The following is an 18696-nucleotide window of genomic DNA, read 5'->3' on the forward strand; positions in this document are numbered from 1 at the left end:
GAGAACGATGGCGGATATGGGCTGCCGGCATAAGATCTATCTCTCGGGTCCCCTTTTCTCCGCGGGCGAGATCGCCTGGGGAAGAGAGCTCTCTTCCTTTCTGCGCGAGAGGCTGGCAAATGCCGGCGTTCAGGTCATATGGCCCTATGAGCTATCAATAAATCAGTTGGAGCCGGAGGAGATCTTCGGGGAGAACCTGAGAGCTCTGGACCGCTGCGATCTGATGGTGGCCATCCTGGACGGGCCTTTAGTGGATGACGGCACTGCCTGGGAGATCGGCCGATTCTTCCTTCAGGGAAAAAAAGTTCTGGGAATAAGGACGGATATCAGAAAAGCGGGGGAGTCTGAACGATCCCGGGTCAACTTGATGATAGAATTCTCCTGCCTGAGCATATCCTCGAATATCGATGAGCTCTATTCCGAGCTAGAGAGGCAGCTGGATTGAGCGCTCCGGATTCTGACTCTCCTGCTTATTCCATTGCTCCAGTCTTTGGCGCCCCTCTCCTTCTGGCTGAGGGGAAGGAGCGGCTTCTCATTGCTTCCGACCTCCACCTGGGCCTGGAGCATGAGCTGTGGCTGGGAGGGGTATCCATTCCCAGCCAGACCAGAAAGATCCTCGCTCTCCTGAAAGGATACCTGGACATGACTATGCCTGATAGGCTGCTGATTTTGGGGGACTTGAAGCACAATGTGCCCAAGACGAGCTGGCAGGAGAAACGAGAGGTCCCTGATTTCCTCCGTCAGCTATCTGCCCAGGTGAGGGTGGATATAGTCTCGGGAAACCATGACAGCAACTTAGCAGACATGGCCCCCCCGGGGGTTAGAGTCCATCCCTCCACTGGAATTGTGCGGGAAGGCAGGGGCTACTTTCATGGTCATACCTGGCCGGAGGAAAAGGTCGTGCGTTCTGGCTTTATGGTAGCGGCTCATCTTCACCCTGCAGTGAGGCTCAAGGATCCCCTGGGCAACTTCCAGACCCATCCAGTCTGGGCCAGAGCGCCCATACAAACGGAGGTGGTAGAGGAGCATTACGGTTTTGCCTCTTCTGGGGAGATCATCATCATGCCTGCCTTCAATCCTCTTTGTGGAGGACTGGCCCTCAATGAGCCGGCAGAGGATATGCGTGGTCCCCTCCTGGCGATGGCCAATATGGAGCACGCACGCCTCTATCTGCTGGATGGAACCGATCTAGGCCTCTTGGCGGAGATAAAGGCGGCTGGGGATTGGCCAATCTGACCCGCATGGATCGATTTGACCGGCATCTATCAATTCAGGACAGCAAGGATTATCACCTCTTCCTCAGCTATGCATTCAGAATAAGAGGGATTTGAACGTGAATGATAGAGATCGCCTCCTCGAGCTGCTGATTGAGAGATCGCTGGAGATAAGGCCGGTCACTCTCTCCTCGGGCAGGAAGAGCGACTACTACATAGACTGCAAAAGGGTCACATTGAGCCCGGAAGGGGCCTATCTTACCGCCAAGCTGATGCTGGAGCAGATCCATCCGCAGGTATCGGCAATCGGCGGGCTAACCTTGGGAGCAGACCCCATTGTCTCATCCATATCCGTCCTGAGCCATCTGCAGGGCAGAGGGCTGGCAGCGCTGATCGTGCGAAAGGAGCCCAAGAAGCATGGCACCATGAGCTATGTGGAAGGGCCCGCGCTGGAGAAGGGGTCAAAGGTGGCGGTGGTGGAGGATGTGGTAACCTCCGGAGCCTCACTATTAAGAGCCATTGACCGGATTGCCGCTGCCGGCTATGAGCCGGTTCAGGCACTGACAATACTCGACCGCGAGGAGGGCGGACGGGAGGTTATCGAAGAGCGCGGCTTCTCCCTGCAGGCGCTATATGATCGCAGCGATCTGGGACTGGATAAGAAAAAGGCGGAATGATAAAAAACCTGAAAATCAATTGTGCTGGGATTCGGCCTTGGGATCAAGGCTTTTAGAGCACATGCTCCGCCATGCAATCCGGGTCGTCTTCAGGGTCGGTACTTCAAATCCTGGGGCCCCATTTCAATGGTTTCGATTCTTATCTGTCTCAGGCATCTGATCCGGTGTCTGGTCCTGCAAATCAGGGGCATCCCCCGGGTGGGCATCGCCATTGTCATCCGGACTTATGGGCAGAGGGCTGTTAGGCTCCCAAACGCTCTGATTTGCCGGCACAGAGCCGGGAGGATACGATTCAGATCCATTCATCCCCTGCGGAGTGTCTCCAGGCAGAGGCCCCATGCCAGCGGGATCCATCTGGCCGGGTTGCGGCGTTGGCTGTCCGATTACTGTGAGGGGCGACTCCAGCCACAAATTCCTCCAGGTCCCATCTTCGGAATACGATACATGAGAAGCTATAACATAAGTGCCACACTGAATTGCTCTTATGGGATAGCTGATGGGCGCTGTTATGCCAGGATATAGCTGCGCTGTCTGGCCTTGTGGATAGCTGGTCTCAATCCCAGGAGGAAGTCCGGGAGTGATTACCGCTTGAGTGGCATTGTTGCCGTAATAGGTCAGCGTAACTGTAACCATTGCACTATCGCCCAAGTTCACCGATGGAGGTACGCTCTGGCCGGCTGTCAGCTGTGCCGTAGCCGGTCCCATTAACGCTCCAATCCCCAGGAGCAAAAGAACCCACACCAATCCCAAGTGTTTCATCGACTCCATATTTTTTCCGGCGAGATTTAAAGATAGCTGTCATACGAGATTTATATGAGATCTATTCACGGTATTGATCACGATTTCTATCTCTGGAGAGGAGAAATTCAATCTGGCCATACATAAAATACTTATTTGGATTGAAGATATGCATATCTAATGGACGTCTCTTTCTCTGCCTGGCGGCATTCGCGCGAAGAGAGCTTGCAGCTCAAAGGGGATAGCTTCTCCTTCCTCTTCGATAGGCGCTACACCAACAGGCTCAATCGAATGAGCCGGGTTTTCTTCGAGGCTTATGTCGTCGCCACCAAAGAGTTGGCCGCGCAGGAGGACCGCTTCCCCAGCTTAAGCGAGATCGATGCAAAGATGGAGAGCGGTGCCGTCTATGCATTCAAGGATCGCCTGATGAAGAACACCGAGTTCTTCGAGGAGGTCAAGATATCCGGCGTCTCTTACCTGGTTCCGCGCGCCCTCAAGTTCGTGGATTCCACGGGAACGTATACCGATCTGATTCTGAACTTCGATGAAGGGGCAGCGGTCCTCCCCACCCGCAGGAAGACCCCCTCTCTTGCCGAGACGACGGTGCCCCCCACCGAGGAAGGGGAAGCTGCCTCCTTCGAGACGGAGGAGGATATAGAATTTTCAGCGGAACCCGAAGACAAAGCCGCACCTGAGCCCAGGCCGGAATCCTATTCCCGTATATTCGAAAAGGCCGCGAATACAACCGCAACTGAGGATGAGGAAGCTGACTTGCCCGAGCCTCCCGTCGCGAAGGCGGAAGAAGCCGCTCCTCCAAAGCCCTCTGCCACCGCCACCTTTGCCCCATCCTCGGGAAAAGAGCCACCATCGCTCCCTGCGAAAGGAAGAATGAGCAAAGAGATGATAGTAGCAGCTCTGGCTGGTTTGATCATGCTGATGGCGGTGGGAGGCTATATATTATCCGGCGGCATTCCCCAAAATTCGTCAAGCAAGCCTCTGATTTTTGTTGATTATTCTGCTTATCTGATCAATTCCAGCAACGAAAGCTACCTGGGCTTTGACATAAGCAATCCTCATGGGATGCCCAATCTAATTGAGATGAAGCTGCCCTCAAACATCGATGAGAGCATAAGCGCCAGGGGAGGAATCGTCACCATAGCTCATGGTACTGATACCCTGGTGAGGATGAACACCAGCACAGACGCCAGCGTGAAGATCTATCTGCTTAACAACTGGTCCCAGGTCCCCTTGACCCTTAACTTTTCGGGCACTGAGGATTATGATACCAGTCTGCAGGTCCATAGCCAGGATTACCTTGTCACTCGCAAGAATGATACCCTGATCTTGAGCTTGAATCTGACCGGGGATGGCGTGAAGTTTGAGCAGAGCTACGCCGAAAAATCCTAGTCCGCCCCTTCTGGCGGTGAGGGCGAAGAGAGAGGATGCGCCAGCTACTCTGAAGATGGTCATAGCTCAAGGCTTCCTTGATCGCGGCCGCAAGGTGGTGGAGAAGAGCGGTCATGTGGAGATACCGGTCAGGTGCAACATCCCCGGTTTACTTGTCATATCTCAGGAGAGTCCGATGTACTATCGAAGGGCTCCAGATCTGGCAGAAGCTATGAGTGACCAGCTGTTGCCAGAGGAGATGGAGCTTCTTCCTCGTGGATGGCATATCCAGGGGGATGTGATAGTGGTCAAGATCCATCCTCGCCTTGACTCTCACCAGGATCGCATAGCACGGGCCCTTTTGAACTTTTATCCTCGCTGTCATACAGTGTTGCGCGACTATGGCATAGAGGGTCCTTTCAGAGAGCCGGTGCGGGAGATCATCGCAGGCACAAGAACGGAGACCGTGCATCGAGAGAATGGGGTCACCTTTCATCTTGATGCCAGGAAGGTGATGTTCTCAGCAGGCAATCTGAATGAGCGCATGCGCATGGGCAATCTCGGCCGGGGAGAGTACGTGGTGGACATGTTCGCAGGTATCGGCTATTTCTCTCTTCCCATGGCCGTCCATTCCCGGCCCAGGAAGGTCCTGGCCATTGAGCTGAACCCCAATGCTTACCACTACCTCTGTCTGAATATCAAAAAGAATGGGGTAGAGAGGATCGTGGAGCCCGTTCTGGGTGATTGCGCGAAAGTGACCCCAGAGGGGGTGGCTGACAGGGTGGTGATGGGCATGGTTCAGGTAACGGATCGATATCTTCTGAAGGGGATCGGGGCTCTGCGCTCCGGCGGAGTGCTGCATTATCATCAGACTGTGCCCTCCTGGATGCACCCAAAAAGAGCGGTATGCGACATTGAGGAGGCAGCAAGAGCTTTGGGGAGACGATCTGAGATTTTAGGCTGTATCCGGGTCAAGAAGTACTCTCCAGGAGTGGTTCACTCTGTGGTGGATGCCAGGATCAAATAGCCATTGAGAACGTCCGCGCCGTCAGCAGACGCTCATCTGGCTTTAGGGGCAGCGGATCGATAGATTAATAACTACCTGTTGCAAGGTTAGTGGCGAAGCCCGGTAGTGTAGCGGTCAATCACAGGAGGCTCTGGACCTCCTTACCTAGGTTCGAATCCTGGCCGGGCTATTCTCTCGTCTTGAATTATGGCTCAATGCGATCTTTCTTCAGTTCATTGATGGCCTCTGGGGTGAGCCTGATCTCTGCCAGCTGGATTGCCCCCATGGAGGAGATCATTCTGGTCATCATCTCCGATATGCTCCTGCCCAGGTCTTCTTCTTTGCTGGAGAGGAACATAGATAATGCATAGCCAAGGTTATATGCCGTCCAGCTGGCATAGGTGAAGTGGACCATAAGGTCCTCCACCCTCCCCTCAATCCAGGGGCCATCCGATTCTGCGTAGATCACTCTGGACCGGATCTGATTCAAGCTCTGGATCTCCGCCTCAAACTGAACCAAGCCATAAACCATAAGAACTCACATCCTTTTTAAATAAAATACTCTGGCTGTATCTTCTTCATCCACCTGTTCCGGCCATTTGCTGCTTAATAGCTATTGTTATTAATCTCTCCTTCCTATTGAACATTGTTGTTCTTCCCCGGATGCTCGCGTGCTCAAAGGGGATGTGGCCTAAACCATGTATTAGCTGAGACGGGATGAGAAAGCAAAAATTTATATCCTATCACTATCTTATGGTTAGTATGCAAAAGTAATTGTGAGGTGAAATAGATATGTGGGACAAGAAATATCCATCTATATTCGATATATTTGAGAGTTTCACAAAGGGCTTCCCCTTCGAGAGAAAGGAGAGGTTCGAGGATGATTGGTTCAAAGAGCCCTTTGAGAGCATGATCCAGAGGTTCGAGGAATCTATGCCCTCGGAGTTCAATGAACTTGTTCGGGAGGAGAAGACTCCCTCTGGCGTATCTCGCCGCTATGGCCCCTTCGTCTATGGCTTCAGCTACACTGCAGAGCCGGGAAAGGAGCCCATATTCCAGGAGTTTGGCAACATCAAGCCCTCTCATCGGGGAATTGAGCCCAGCGAGGGCAGAGAGCCATTGGTCGACGTCATGAGCGAGAAGGACAAGTTCAAGGTATTCGTCGAGCTCCCAGGAGTTGAAAAGGAGAAGGTAAAGCTGGATGTAGCGGATGACAGCGTGGAGATCAAGACCGATGACGAGAAGAAGTTCTACAAGATGATATATCTGGACTCCACCATAGATCCGGATAGCGCCAAGGCCTCTTACAAGAACGGCATACTCACTCTGGAGCTGGATAAAAAGGAGAAGAGAAAAGGAAAAGAGGTGAAGATAGACTGAGGTGGATGAAAGAGGTCCACAATGGGCGGGACTATGTCGTCCTGCTCTGATTATTTTTCTTCGGCCCGTTCAGTGATCTGCCGCATATCGCGGAATCGATGATAATCAGCGAGTAATTTTACATATTATGCCTAGATATGGGCTATATGAAACTCATATGATCTAAAATGATGGGATAATGCTCTAATAAAAGGCCAATGTGAAAAACAATTACTTAAATGATTTCGTATTATGTGGATTACATGCAGCAGATGAGTGAGATTTGGGGTCAGGGGATTGAGCTTGGAGATGGGGGTCAAAAGGGCATACTTTTGGGCCTCAGCAGGATTATGCACGGCAAGTATGGGGATGTAATCCTCCTATGTACTGTTATGGCTGCCTTCGTTATGCTCCTGGCGTTCTCTGCCTCCTGCTAGATAGAGTGGCAAAAATCCAGACAAAGCAAAGGGATGATATCGGCCTATCCAGAGATATGCAAAACGCCCTCTTTTTTAATAACAAAGATTAAATCACCCCCGGTATTCTGAAACCATACCGAGGATTGGGAAATGGACAGGAATGAGTTGGTAAATGAGCTTGCCCGCAGGCGTGGCTTTCTCTGGCCCGCTTTCGAGCTCTATGGCGGAGCCGCGGGATTTTATGATTACGGCCCTCTGGGAGCACCCCTCAAGAGGCGCATTGAAGACATCTGGCGGCAGTACTTCGTAATTGCCGAAGGGTTTGCAGAGATCGAGGCCCCAACCATCGGGGTGGAGGGCATCTTCCAGGCTTCAGGCCATCTGAGCGGCTTTTCTGATCCCCTCACCGGATGCAAGGAATGCAAGGAGGTATACCGGGCGGATCACCTGATAAAGCATATCATAGAGGTTCCCGATGCCCTGACGAATGAGGAGATCTATCGCTGCATGCAGGAGAATGAGATCACCTGTCCGGAGTGCGGCGGCGAGCTCTCCAGTGTCTATGAGTTCAATCTCATGTTCAAGACCATGATCGGCCCGGGAAACAAGATGACCGGCTACATGCGGCCGGAGACTGCCCAGGGGATGTTCATCAACTTCCCCCGGCTCCTGCGCTACTTCCGGGGGGCTCTTCCATTCGCGGCAGTGCAGATTGGCAAGTCCTATCGAAATGAGATCTCCCCCCGCCAGGGTGTGATCAGATTGAGGGAGTTCACCCAGGCCGAGGCAGAGATCTTCATCGACCCAAGAGACAAGACCCATCCCAGATTCGATGAGGTCAAGGCAATCCGGATGAAGTTCTACTCCCAGGAGGCGCAGGAGAAGGGGGTGGAGGAGGAGATGAGCTTTGGCGAAGCGGTGGAGAGGGGAGTTGTCGCTCACCAGACCCTGGCCTATTATGTGGCCAGGACCTATCAGTACCTCCTGGCGGTGGGCATAGACCCGCAAAAGCTCCGCTTCCGACAGCACAAGTCCGATGAGATGGCCCATTATGCTGCTGACTGCTGGGATGCGGAGGTCCTTTTGGACCGTCTGGGCTGGATAGAGCTGGTGGGGGTGGCAGACAGGACCGACTATGACCTCAAAGCCCATACAACAGTCAGCAAGGTGAACCTCTCTGTCTTTGTGAACTATGGCCAGCCGAAGAAGAGGAAGAAGACCGTGGTCAAGCCTGATTTCAAGGCTTTGGGGCCGATGTTCAAGTCGAAGGCCAAAGCGGTTGGAGAAGCCCTTCGCGCTCTGGCACCAGAGCAATTGGCCGGTGAGAAGATTCAGGTAAATATTGATGGGGAGACGATAGATATCGACCGAAGTCTGGTTTCCTTTGAGAGCGTGGAGGAGGAGGTGCGGGGAGAGGAGGTGGTGCCTCATGTGATAGAGCCCTCCTTTGGCATCGATCGGATACTCTATTCCATCCTGGATCACTCCTACTATGAGGATGAGATCGATGGAGAGAAAAGAGCGGTTCTCCGGTTCAAGCCTCAGGTTGCGCCAATTGAGGTGGCGGTTCTCCCCTTAATGGATAGAAGCGAGCTGGTCGGACCAGCAAAGAAGATCCTGGAGGAATTGCGTTCCCGGGGCATGCGAACTGACTATGACACCTCGGGATCCATCGGAAGGCGCTACCGACGCAACGATGAGATCGGGACCCCCTATGAGGTCACTATTGACTATGAGACCATTGAAGAGGGCACTGTCACCATCAGGGATAGGGATAGCATGAGCCAGGTCAGGGTTGCTCGCTGGCAGGTTGTCGACAAGTTGCAGGCCCTTCTCAATGGGGACCTTCTGTTCCAGGATGCTGGCGATCCGGTCCGTTCAGCAAAGAATGATTGATTGGAAAAAGGCGAGTGGAAAATGGATATCTCGGGAAAGGAGCGTTCGGTGGGAGTCCTATCCCTGCCTGATATCGTCGCCGACTGGCAGAAAAAGCTAATAGGGGAGGCGAGAAGAAAGGCCATTCACCTCTCTGGCCTCTCTGTCCCTCTCTCTCTTCTGCTCTTGGGCAGGAGCTTTACCATCGCCTTTGTGGCCCTTGCTCTGGCTATCTCTCTGATTCTAGAGTGGCAGAGGCTGAAGGGAAAAATCCGTCTTCCAGAGGTGCGAGCCCAGGAGGAGCACAAGGTGGCCAGCTTCGTCTATTACATCACTGGCTGCCTCCTGTGCGTCGTTTTTCTTCCTAAGATGATAGCGGTGAACGCCGTGCTGTTTCTCTCTTTGGGCGACACCATCAGCGGCCTCGCAGGATCGATTCTGGCCAACGCCGATGTGCGAGGCAGAAGGAAGATGTGGGGCTGCAAGTCCCTTCCGATCATGGCCGTCATGTTCTCCAGCTGTCTTCTGATCGGATATCTGGTCTCGGGCATCACCCAACTCTCCTTTCCGGTCTATCTGGCTGGAGCGGCTGCGGCAACGATTGCCGACGGCGTGGCAGTGATCATAAACGGCAATAGCCTTGATGATAACTTCTCCATACCGGTGTTCTCCGGCCTGGTGATGACCGGGGCTGCAGCATTTTTTTAGAGCTCCTCCTCATTTGGGGTCAATGGAAAAGGTTTTTTAGTCTGGGGATTGTACTCTTTCAGCGCTCAAAAGCAGCAAATGGCTGCTGGGTTATGGGAATAGGAGGATTGGATAAATGAATATTATACTGCTCGGCCCGCCGGGATCCGGCAAGGGCACACAGGCTAAGATGATTGCCGACAAGTACAAGGTCACCCACGTCTCTACCGGTGACATTCTGAGGGAGAACGTCCGCAGCGGCACCCCCCTGGGGGTTGAGGCCAAGAAGTTCATGGATGCAGGAAAGCTGGTTCCGGATGCCCTGTTGATCGATATCATCAAAGATCGCCTGGCTAAGGATGACGTTAAGGGCGGATGGATGCTGGACGGATTCCCCAGAACCATGCCCCAGGCGGAGGCTCTGGACAAAATTCTGCCCACTCTGGGCCAGAAGATCGATGTGGTCTTGAATATCGATGTTCCCGATGAGGAACTGGTCAAGAGGGTCACAGGAAGAAGGATGTGCAAGTGCGGCACCACCTATCACGTTCAGTTCAATCCGCCAAAGGTTGAAGGAAAGTGCGATGCCTGCGGAGCGGACCTCTACCAGAGGGCGGATGACAACGAGGAGACGGTCAAGCAGAGGCTGTCTGCCTATCACGCCCAGACCCAGCCCCTGATTGACTACTACAACAAGCGTGGCATTGTGGCCACGGTGCTTGGCGTGGGCGACATCAAGGCTATCTTCGGCGAGGTCGTCAAGGCACTGGACAAGAGGGCATAGAGCCTTCGATATCATTTTTTTAAAAAATTTTTGGCCAACCTCTGTTAGATTAAATTGACAACATATTCAAATACTATCATTCTCATTAATAGTTATATTGGAGGCAAAGGCATGATCGGCATTGCAAAAATCTCTTTGTTATTAGCTTTGATGATATCGACGGCAGCAATCTATGCGGCACAGCCTTGGGACGACAGCAGCGGCTGGGTGGATGAAGGAGCCGGTAGTTGGGATGGCGATTGGAGTGGCGCGGACACAGGAAGCTGGGATAGCGGTTCAGGTGGTGGAGATGGTAATATCGGATCGAGCAGCAATGATTACGGCGGAAGCAATTCCTGGGGGTCTCCAATTCCTGCAGAGATGACATCAAGTGATGAAGCCGTCTTCCCGAGCAGTATCTCAGAAAGCTCATCTACATTAATTGAAGAAGACTCTGCTCAATATGCCAAACGCGATATAGCATATTCAATGGCCGCGGGTGGTAGTAGTAGGAACATTTTCTGGATTGTCTCTCGAGATGGCAACCAGAATTGGCGTTCAGTCAATATCCCGTGCAATCGTTATGCTAGGTTGTCCTTTATACCTTCAGATTCCGGACAATTAATCATGGAGGAACTTTATCCGAACAATCAGGTCCGCACCTACTATTATGGAACTGTGGCAGCATTTAGGCAATATCGAGCCTGGTTCTTCGCCGATACATCAGGAACACATAGAATGAGATATAAGATAGATAACGGTCCTTATAGCGATACTCTGACCTTCTATGTGGGCAATTGTGGTGGAGGAGGCAGCGGTGGGATTTGCCCATGCTGTGGTCGCCCCTATTGAGAGGATGGATCATCCTCTCCATTCTCTTGATTAAATGTAATTTTGTGCCCCAGCAACCTTTTTATCCCCTCCCGCCGCTAGCCCCTCCTCATGATACTTGTCTATTCCCTGGGAGGCTCAATCCTCGCCGGTCGCGATGCAAAAAGCCTGCAGGAGTACGCCGATGCCTTAAAAGAGCTAGCAAAAGCGCACCAGATCTACGTCGTGGTGGGCGGGGGCAGGATTGCCCGCGAGTACATCGAGAAGGCCCGTGCCCTGGGCGCCTCGGAGATGTTCTGCGACCTCATCGGCATCGGGGCTACAAAGCTCAACTCAGCACTGCTCATCGCTGCCTTCGGACGAGCTGCCCCCCAGGAGATCCCGGAGACCTATGCCCAGGCCGCTCGCCTGGCCTGCCCCGGCAGGATCGTGGTCATGGGCGGAGTGGCCCCCGGACAGACCACAGACGCTGTCGCCGCCCTGCTGGCAGAGTATGTGGGCGCCAATAAATTGATCATCGCCACCTCTGTGGATGGGGTCTACACCGCCGATCCGGAAAAAGATCCCAAAGCGGAGAAGATCGCCAGTATGACCCACGGAGAGCTATCGAGAATGGCCGCCCAGACGGATATGAAAGCCGGCTCCCGCTCCCCTGTCGATCCCCTGGCAGCCAAGATCATAGAGCGAAGCCGGATTCCCACCGCCATCGTCTTCGGAAAAAAAATCGAAAACCTGAAAAAAGGTGCCCTGGGTGGGCACAGTGGAACTGAGATCAGGCAGGGGTGAGGGTTTTGATCAGGTCCGCTGGGGAGACGAATCCCCAGAGGGTGCCGTCCTCTGAGACTACCAGCTGGCCAGAGCCGGTCTTGCCCAGCATCTTGATCGCCTCGTAGATGGTATCCTCGGAGTCGATGGTCAAAAATCCCCGGCTCATGAACTCTCTCGCTTCCTGATCCCCCTTTCCGTCCGCTATCGCCCGGACGATGTCCGTCTGGTTGACCATCCCCGGGGAGCTGTCCTCGACGAGTGCCTCCTGAACGCCGTTGTGCACCAGAATGCGCGCTGCCTCCTGCATGGAAGCTCCAGGGGGAATGCGCACTGCGCGACGGGCGATCTTCTTAATGGCCAGCTTGGGCACGGATATCATCGCGTCCACGTGGATCATCAGCCGGCTCATGGTGTCATCCCTGCCCCGGACGGTGCCCCGAATGTAGAGCTTGTTGACGGGAGTGGGTCCCACTTCTACCTCATCGCCCACATTGAAGTCTCTGATGTTGCCGATGATTCGGATCACGCCATCGCATAGCTGAGTGTGCATCACCTTGTTGAATATGATCTCGCTGGCGGTGGTTCCCTCCATTAGCACGCCATTCCTGAGAACGGGTACGGTCACCACATCCCCCGTGGCCTCGACATTGAGCGCCTCATAGGCGGATCCTGTGGCCCTGTAGCCCCCCTTGGGGCCAGGCACCCCCTCCACCAGATTGAGGGCTTTCAGGGATTGCATCTGATTTCGGATGGTTCCCGGATTGCGGTCTATAAGCTCGGCGATCTCTTCGCCCTTAACTGCTCTTCCTTCAACACGATAGATGTTGATCAGCGCGGTTAGTATATCTCTTTGAACAGGTGTCAAATCCATGGTTAGATCAAGATTGTTCATGATTAATGTCCTATATAGATCTATTGATTGTAGGGGACTTATGAAAATTCCGTTTAATTTTAATCCTGCTCATGTTCCTCCTTGAACAGTTAAAATCTTGTTTAATGGCAGAAAAATTGTTTTATTTCCTCATAGGGCATATCTTCTTCCCTTTGTGCGGAAATCGTCCCATTCGCTGCCAGATTCTCTTCATCGGTTCTTTCATAATGTTGCCCCAGGACTCCGGGTAGCAGGAGCAGGGATAGACCTCTCCTGAGGGAGTTACATGCATCCAGCTTCTGGCCGCAAAGCAGCCAAAGCGTCGATAGGCGTCGGGAACGGAGAAGATCCTGGGCGCTCCCCTGGAGGAGACGAATTCCGCCAGATGGGCGTGCTCCGCAGAGGTCAGGGCCAGGCCCTCGCGACCGGACCAGCGGCCAGTGGATACCACCTCGAATAGTGTCAGCTCATGCGCTCCTGTGCTTCTGGCCAGCTGGTGAAACCTCTCCAGATGGCAGAGGTTTTCCCGGCGAACTACGACATAAAGGTCAACCAACAGTCCAGCCAGAAGGGCATTTTTCACCGCCTGCATCGCCTCGGAGAAGACGCCCTCCCTTCCCCGCATGGCATCGTGCTCCTCAGCCAGGGGGCTGTCCAGGCTGACATTGACCGCATAAAGGCCAGCATCTTTTAGCCGCTCTGCCAGGGAGAGGGTAAATCCCGCTCCAGAGGTGAAGAGGGTGGATATGGCTCTGTCGTCCACATGTCTCACCAGCTCCGGCAGTTCTCGATATAGGGTCGGCTCTCCCCCATCGAATATCACCAGGGAGGTTCCCATGTCCAGAACCTGGCTTATGAGGTCTTGGACTGCGTTCGGATCGAGGCGCAGCCGGTTTCCGGAGTTGGGCAGGGCGCAATGCGAGCAGCGGTTAGGGCATTCCTCGGTGATGGAGATTGTCACCTGGTCCGGGGTGCGCAGGCCCATGAGAGCCCGGATGCGACTATTTGCCAGCCGGTCAAATGCTTTGCCTGGCAGGGGAGGAATCCAGGTTGATAGGGAGAGCTGCTCTGTTCCTGCCCGCACCGCCAGCTGGCCATCGAAAAGCTCCATGCTGGATCTGATAGCGGGCAAGCTGGCAAGTGGTCCTGTAACCCTGATCTTCACCCGATCCCCCTCCAGCCTGGCATCCGCCCGGACCAGAGGGCTGCGATAAAGGGGATAGGACCTGCCCGTGATGGTGTCGGAACTCGGTTCTGGATCGATCTGGCCTGGATTCATCCTCGCTTTCCTCAATAGACATCGTGGGGATCGAAGACCTTCTCCCCCACCACCCGGCCATCAATGGTGCGATAAAAGCAGGATCTATAACCTGTATGGCAGGCACCGCCCTCCTGCTCGATCAGGAGCAGTATGGCATCCTCATCGCAGTCCACCCTTATCTCCCTGACAAGCTGAAAGTGGCCTGAGGACTCCCCCTTAAGCCATATCTTATTTCGCGATCTGGACCAGTAATGAGCCTTGCCGGTCTCTTGGGTCTTGGCCAGAGCCTCATCGTTCATATAGGCCAGCATCAGCACCTCTCCTGTCCTCCAGTCCTGGGCGATGGCCGGAATCAACCTCTCGTTCATATAGAAAAATCATAGTGGATATTTCCTATAAGGGCCTTGCCCAGAAGGAAGGGAAGACATTTTTCAGATGAGAGAGAACGGAGAATTGTGAGTTGCATCACCTGCAAGGGCCGGGGAGAGTGCGGCCAGCCGGTCTGCCCCATAGTCCGCCGGCTGGAGGAGCTGGTATCCCTCCCCAAGATCGGCAGTCGCATGGAGGGATTCACCCCACCGGAGGTCTTCGTGGGCCGGTCCGGCTATCCCCTGGTCAGAGCTGGGCCTGTCCTCCCATCTGTCCAGGCTGAAGAGCTGCCTCATCTGGGGATGAACATGGATGAGATCATCTCTGCCCGCATGGGGATGGTTCGTTCCGAGACGAAGATAAGGGTACTGGAGGCAGGCGAGCCTGGAAAGCTTCTGGAGGCCTGCCAGCAGATCGCTATGTCCTCTGCCCCGGTGGGAGCGGAGGTCTCCTTCATCAAACCGCCCCGGAGAAGGCTGCAGTTCGATGGCGTCCTCTCCCCCACCGGTCCATCCGGGGAGTTGGCTAAGATGGAGATCACCACCAATCCCCTAATCCCCCGCAAGGTGGACCAGATCGTCCTGGACCGGGGTGCTCCGGCCGATGTGGCAATCGCGGAGCTTTACTCTGCAGGCATAGATATCGATCACCTCTCCCGACTTCTCTCTATAGGCTTGCTCGGCAATAAGAGGAGGCTAGTGCCCACCCGCTGGTCCATAACGGCATCTGACGACATGATCGGCAAGAGCCTGAAGGATGAGGTTCTTGATTTTCCCGAGGTTAAAGGCTACCATTTGTTCTCTGGGGAGGAACTGGGAAACCACTTTGAAGTCCTCCTTTCTCCCCGGCCTTTCAGCTTCGAGCTGATTGAGATCTGGCGGCCTCATTCCCTCTGGGCGGAGGAGGGATTTATAGGCCGGGATGGGGAGGACGCCCGTCCCAAAAAGGGCTACAGCCCTCTGGCCGGCGGTTACTATGCCGCTCGGCTCGCCGTGCTGGAGCATCTCTCTCGCTGGGGTCGGCAGGCAGGGGTGCTGGCGATAAGGGAGATCTCAGAGGACTACAGGATACCTCTAGGGGTCTGGGTGGTGAGGGAGGTGGCGCGAAAGGCGATGAGCTCTCATCCCACGCGCTTTGACGCCCTCTCCTCCGCTCGAGAGGTGATGGCTGGCCGGCTGCATACCCCTGAAGTCTCCTGGCTCAAAAAGGCGGAGCTTCTGACAGGATCAACGCAAAAGAGGCTGAACGAGTTCTAGCCCGATAAGATGAAAAGAGGCTCTTCGCTGAATTATGTGGATGAGTTCAGGCTGAGAATATGGCCTCTGTTCCTCTGTATCTCTGTGGTTGGGTCAGAGCATAGCGGCTTTCCACAGAGGCGAAAAGATGCAGAGAATTTGCGATTCAAGTTCACCCATACCAGATAGCGTGAAGCCTGAAAAGAATGCTGATCAAAGTATGTAATGAGGAGGGAGGCAAAAGTCAGGCTTTCGGGTGGGAAAGAAATGAGATTCGACCTTTGCCATTAGTTATATACGGCAATTGCCGAGATATAAGTGTTTCGGTACATATTCTTTTATTATAAGATGATCTTGTTCAAACAGGCTTGCACAAAGAGCTTCAATGAGATCCTCGATCTAAAAAAAACGGAAAAATGCCGGGATCCAGGGGGTCTGGATGATTCGGATATTCAAATGATTTAGAAGGTGACGCCCGTTCAGGGCGTTCATCTCAATCCAGAGAGGATCTTTTTCATCACCTCAGCAGCCAGGACCACCACCAGTCCGGTTGTCAGGATCAGAATCCAGCTCTCGGATGAAAGCGGCCTGGTCTCGAATATGAACTGCATGAAGGGGATGTAGACCACCGCCAGTATGGCCAGAATTGAGGCTGCAATTCCCATGAGCAGGGTCTTGTTCCCCAGGGGATTCATCCTGAAGACGGACTCCTGCAAAGAGCGGCTGCTGTAGGCATTGTAAACCGTGAAAAAGCCCAGGCCCACGAATGCCACCGTCCGGGCATAGCTCAGATCGGGATTCGATTGTAGGGTTATTATGTACATCCCCAGGGTTCCAGCTACAATGGCGGCAGCGATTCCCAGGGTGTAGATCATCAGGGGCCGGGAGGGCATCGATTCTTTTGGATCGCGGGGCTTCCGTTTCATGATATCGGAGTGAGAGGGCTCCAGGGCCAGGCCGATGGCGGGAAACTCCTCTGCCACCACGTTGATCCACAGGATCTGGGCGGCAAGAAGGGGGAGAGGAAATCCCAGGGCAACGGCGAAGAAGATGGTGGCCAGCTCGGCAAAGCTGACAGAGAGCAGATAGGAGGTGCCTTTTCTGATATTGTCGAAGATCCTCCTCCCCTCTTCTATGGCGCTGACGATGGTGGCGAAGTTGTCATCGGCGATGACCATATCCGAGGCCTCTTTGGTGACCTCGGTGCCCGTCCTGCCCATGGCTACGCCGATATCGGCAGCAGTCAGAGCAGGGGCGTCGTTCACTCCGTCTCCGGTCATGGCTACGATATGGCCTCTTGCTTTCAGGGCCTCCACTATGCGGACCTTGTGCTCAGCGGTGACCCTGGCAAATACTGATACGTCATCTATGTGCTCACGCAGATCCTCGGAGCTCATCCGATCGAGCTGGACTCCTTCGATTACCTCTCCGTTGCCTATCCCCAGCTCCTTGCCGATGGCCCTGGCGGTCAGGCGGTGGTCTCCGGTGATCATGACCGTTCTTATGCCCGCCATCTTGCTGACTCTTATCGCCTCAGGAACCTCCTTTCTCGGTGGGTCCATCATGCCGGTCAGGCCGGCGAAGATCAGCCCGGACTCTATGCAATCCACTTCAACCGGGTCGTTGTTCGATATGGGCTTCCAGGCGAGGGCCAGGACCCGGAGGGCGTTCTCTGCCATATCGTCTGCGTCTGCCAGGATCGATCTTCTATCCTCCTCCGTCAGGGTCTTCGTCCCATTGGGGGTCGTGGTCTTTGTGCAGTGGCTCAGCACCACCTCTGGAGCGCCTTTCATGGAGACTATATAGCCCTCTTTATGAACCTCGTCCACAGTGGTCATCCTCATGCGCTCGGAGTCAAAGGGATACTCAATGAACCTGCTGCTGCTATCTTTTATCTTATCGAGAATCCCTGCTTTTTTGGCTGCCACGATAAGCGCTCCCTCCGTAGGATCGCCCACCACCCTCCAGCCGCCATTGGCCCTCTCTATGGCAGAGTTGTTGGCATGCACTCCAATCTTGAGAATCCTCGCCAGGTCCTCTTCTGTGGGCTCGAGCTTTGCTCCCTGGGATATGAACTGGCCGGATGGATCGTATCCTGCCCCCGTGACCTCGATCTTTCTGTAGGTGCGGATCTCACGAAGGGTCATCTCTCCTGTGGTCAGAGTACCGGTCTTATCGGTGCAGATCACCGTGGTCGAGCCCAGGGTCTCCACTTCGGGAAGCCTTCTGATGATGGCGTTCTTCTTTGCCATGGCCTGGGTTCCAAAGGCCAGGGCCAGTGTGACTATGAAGGGAAGGGCTTCAGGGATGCCGGCTACTGCCAGAGCGATGGAGGCGATGAGGGCATCTATGACCGGCAACCCCCGGCTGAACATGAGGATGAAGACGATCGCCGATATCACCATCACTAAAAGGGCCTGCCTTTTCGCCAGCTGCTGGAGCTTGATCTTGAGAGGCGGCTCGGCCTGCTCCTGCTTCATCAGGCCTGAGATCCTTCCTAGCTCTGTGCCGAGACCGGTGGCGGTGACTATTGCCCGACAGTTGCCCTGAGATATGATGGTCCCCATGAAGACCATATTCTTCCTGTCTGCCAGCGCTATATCCTCGGGCAGGGTCTGGGCCAACTTTTCCACCGGCATGGACTCTCCGGTTAAAGAGGACTCGATGACCTGAAGGGAGGTCACCTCCAGGATGCGGCCGTCGGCTGGCACCTTATCCCCCGCCTCCAGGAAGACCACGTCCCCTGGAACAAGGTCTGCAGCAGGTATGGTGCTCATCTGACCGTCTCTGATCACATCCGCCTCTGGGGCCACCATCTCCCTCAGCGCCTCCATAGCCTTCTCTGCCTTGTACTCCTGGACGAAGCCGATGATGGCAACTAAAACGACGATCCCCAAAATGACATAGGCATTGGTGGTCTCTCCGGCAATAAAAGAGATGATAGCGGCAAAGATCAGCACCAGGACCATGTAGTCTTTGAACTTGCCTATGAATATTTTCAATGGCGAGGGTTTGGTAGTGCTTTCAAGCTGATTGGGGCCGTGCTGGGAGAGCCTTTCTTTTGCCTGCATCGAGCTTATGCCTTTTTGGTCGGAATCCAGCTTGGATAAGACCTCATCCGTTGTCATTGTGTGCCAGTTCACAGTCTTTCAGACCCCTATCGCATTGGGATAAAGTGGAGTCCGTCAATTGTAGAAATACTTAACGCTGATTCCTATGAAATCCTGAGGCTGTTCC

The 18696-nt window shown here is 54.2% G+C and carries 19 protein-coding genes and 1 tRNA gene; 14 read left to right on the forward strand and 6 right to left on the reverse strand.

What is annotated here, in order from left to right; translation table 11 throughout:
- Window positions 1-7: 7 nt before the first annotated feature.
- The 3 genes from MCON_RS08365 (at window position 8) to pyrE (ending at window position 1891) form a co-directional block, all read left to right on the forward strand.
- The gene (locus tag MCON_RS08365; RefSeq protein WP_013719565.1) at window positions 8-445 is read left to right on the forward strand and encodes a nucleoside 2-deoxyribosyltransferase; all 438 of its coding nucleotides are present in this window, start codon (window positions 8-10) and stop codon (window positions 443-445) included.
- Window positions 442-1236 (forward strand): metallophosphoesterase, encoded by a 795-nt coding sequence (locus MCON_RS08370; RefSeq protein WP_013719566.1) that lies wholly within the window; start codon window positions 442-444, stop codon window positions 1234-1236. Before MCON_RS08365 ends, MCON_RS08370 begins: the two co-directional genes overlap by 4 nt.
- Before the next feature lie 97 nt (window positions 1237-1333).
- Entirely contained in the window at window positions 1334-1891 is a 558-nt protein-coding gene (gene pyrE, locus MCON_RS08375) for an orotate phosphoribosyltransferase (RefSeq protein WP_013719567.1), read from the forward strand.
- 123 nt (window positions 1892-2014) lie between these two features.
- On the opposite strand, the gene MCON_RS08380 is transcribed toward pyrE, so the two are convergent.
- Window positions 2015-2650, reverse strand: a complete 636-nt coding sequence (locus MCON_RS08380) for a COG1361 family protein (RefSeq protein WP_013719568.1) — start codon at window positions 2648-2650, stop codon at window positions 2015-2017.
- Window positions 2651-2809: 159 nt separating this feature from the next.
- Between MCON_RS08380 and MCON_RS08385 the strand changes: the two genes are divergently transcribed.
- From MCON_RS08385 to MCON_RS08395, 3 genes are all read left to right on the forward strand, one after another.
- Entirely contained in the window at window positions 2810-4036 is a 1227-nt protein-coding gene (locus MCON_RS08385; RefSeq protein WP_013719569.1) for a hypothetical protein, read from the forward strand.
- On the forward strand, window positions 4008-5042 hold the full coding sequence (locus MCON_RS08390) for a class I SAM-dependent methyltransferase (protein ID WP_232844267.1): 1035 nt from the start codon (window positions 4008-4010) through the stop codon (window positions 5040-5042). The genes MCON_RS08385 and MCON_RS08390 overlap by 29 nt, the downstream gene beginning before the upstream one ends.
- A 96-nt stretch (window positions 5043-5138) precedes the next feature.
- Window positions 5139-5211: transfer RNA gene (locus tag MCON_RS08395), tRNA-Gln, on the forward strand.
- Window positions 5212-5226: 15 nt separating this feature from the next.
- On the opposite strand, the gene MCON_RS08400 is transcribed toward MCON_RS08395, so the two are convergent.
- A complete protein-coding gene (locus MCON_RS08400; protein WP_013719571.1) occupies window positions 5227-5553 on the reverse strand; it encodes a hypothetical protein in 327 nt (108 codons plus the stop codon).
- 260 nt (window positions 5554-5813) lie between these two features.
- Here MCON_RS08400 and hsp20 point away from each other — a divergent pair, with 260 nt between their 5' ends.
- From hsp20 to pyrH, 7 genes are all read left to right on the forward strand, one after another.
- The gene (gene hsp20, locus MCON_RS08405; protein WP_048132188.1) at window positions 5814-6401 is read left to right on the forward strand and encodes an archaeal heat shock protein Hsp20; all 588 of its coding nucleotides are present in this window, start codon (window positions 5814-5816) and stop codon (window positions 6399-6401) included.
- Between the two features lie 251 nt (window positions 6402-6652).
- Entirely contained in the window at window positions 6653-6817 is a 165-nt protein-coding gene (locus MCON_RS08410) for a hypothetical protein (protein WP_157863741.1), read from the forward strand.
- A 132-nt stretch (window positions 6818-6949) separates the two neighbouring features.
- Complete coding sequence (gene glyS, locus MCON_RS08415) at window positions 6950-8695, forward strand: glycine--tRNA ligase (RefSeq protein ID WP_013719573.1); 1746 nt, start codon at window positions 6950-6952, stop codon at window positions 8693-8695.
- A 21-nt stretch (window positions 8696-8716) separates the two neighbouring features.
- Window positions 8717-9382, forward strand: a complete 666-nt coding sequence (locus tag MCON_RS08420; RefSeq protein WP_013719574.1) for a diacylglycerol/polyprenol kinase family protein — start codon at window positions 8717-8719, stop codon at window positions 9380-9382.
- A 115-nt stretch (window positions 9383-9497) separates the two neighbouring features.
- Entirely contained in the window at window positions 9498-10145 is a 648-nt protein-coding gene (locus tag MCON_RS08425; RefSeq protein WP_013719575.1) for an adenylate kinase, read from the forward strand.
- 111 nt (window positions 10146-10256) lie between these two features.
- Window positions 10257-10976: a hypothetical protein gene (locus MCON_RS16180; RefSeq protein WP_013719576.1), complete on the forward strand. Its 720-nt coding sequence runs from the start codon at window positions 10257-10259 to the stop codon at window positions 10974-10976.
- Between the two features lie 90 nt (window positions 10977-11066).
- On the forward strand, window positions 11067-11741 hold the full coding sequence (gene pyrH, locus MCON_RS08435) for a UMP kinase (RefSeq protein WP_013719577.1): 675 nt from the start codon (window positions 11067-11069) through the stop codon (window positions 11739-11741).
- Here pyrH and MCON_RS08440 read toward each other — a convergent pair.
- From MCON_RS08440 to hisI, 3 genes are all read right to left on the reverse strand, one after another.
- Complete coding sequence (locus MCON_RS08440) at window positions 11728-12615, reverse strand: CBS domain-containing protein (RefSeq protein ID WP_013719578.1); 888 nt, start codon at window positions 12613-12615, stop codon at window positions 11728-11730. The genes pyrH and MCON_RS08440 overlap by 14 nt on opposite strands.
- A 121-nt stretch (window positions 12616-12736) precedes the next feature.
- Window positions 12737-13873 carry a radical SAM/SPASM domain-containing protein gene (locus MCON_RS08445; RefSeq protein ID WP_013719579.1) on the reverse strand — a complete coding sequence of 379 codons (1137 nt, stop codon included), beginning with the start codon at window positions 13871-13873 and terminating at the stop codon, window positions 12737-12739.
- An 11-nt stretch (window positions 13874-13884) separates the two neighbouring features.
- On the reverse strand, window positions 13885-14223 hold the full coding sequence (gene hisI, locus MCON_RS08450) for a phosphoribosyl-AMP cyclohydrolase (protein WP_013719580.1): 339 nt from the start codon (window positions 14221-14223) through the stop codon (window positions 13885-13887).
- An 87-nt stretch (window positions 14224-14310) separates the two neighbouring features.
- Here hisI and MCON_RS08455 point away from each other — a divergent pair, with 87 nt between their 5' ends.
- Complete coding sequence (locus MCON_RS08455; protein ID WP_013719581.1) at window positions 14311-15480, forward strand: Nre family DNA repair protein; 1170 nt, start codon at window positions 14311-14313, stop codon at window positions 15478-15480.
- A gap of 467 nt (window positions 15481-15947) precedes the next feature.
- On the opposite strand, the gene MCON_RS08460 is transcribed toward MCON_RS08455, so the two are convergent.
- A complete protein-coding gene (locus tag MCON_RS08460; protein ID WP_013719582.1) occupies window positions 15948-18587 on the reverse strand; it encodes a cation-translocating P-type ATPase in 2640 nt (879 codons plus the stop codon).
- Between the last annotated feature and the right edge of the window lie 109 nt (window positions 18588-18696).

The sequence above is a fragment of the Methanothrix soehngenii GP6 genome (assembly GCF_000204415.1).
GTDB classification, from domain to species: domain Archaea; phylum Halobacteriota; class Methanosarcinia; order Methanotrichales; family Methanotrichaceae; genus Methanothrix; species Methanothrix soehngenii.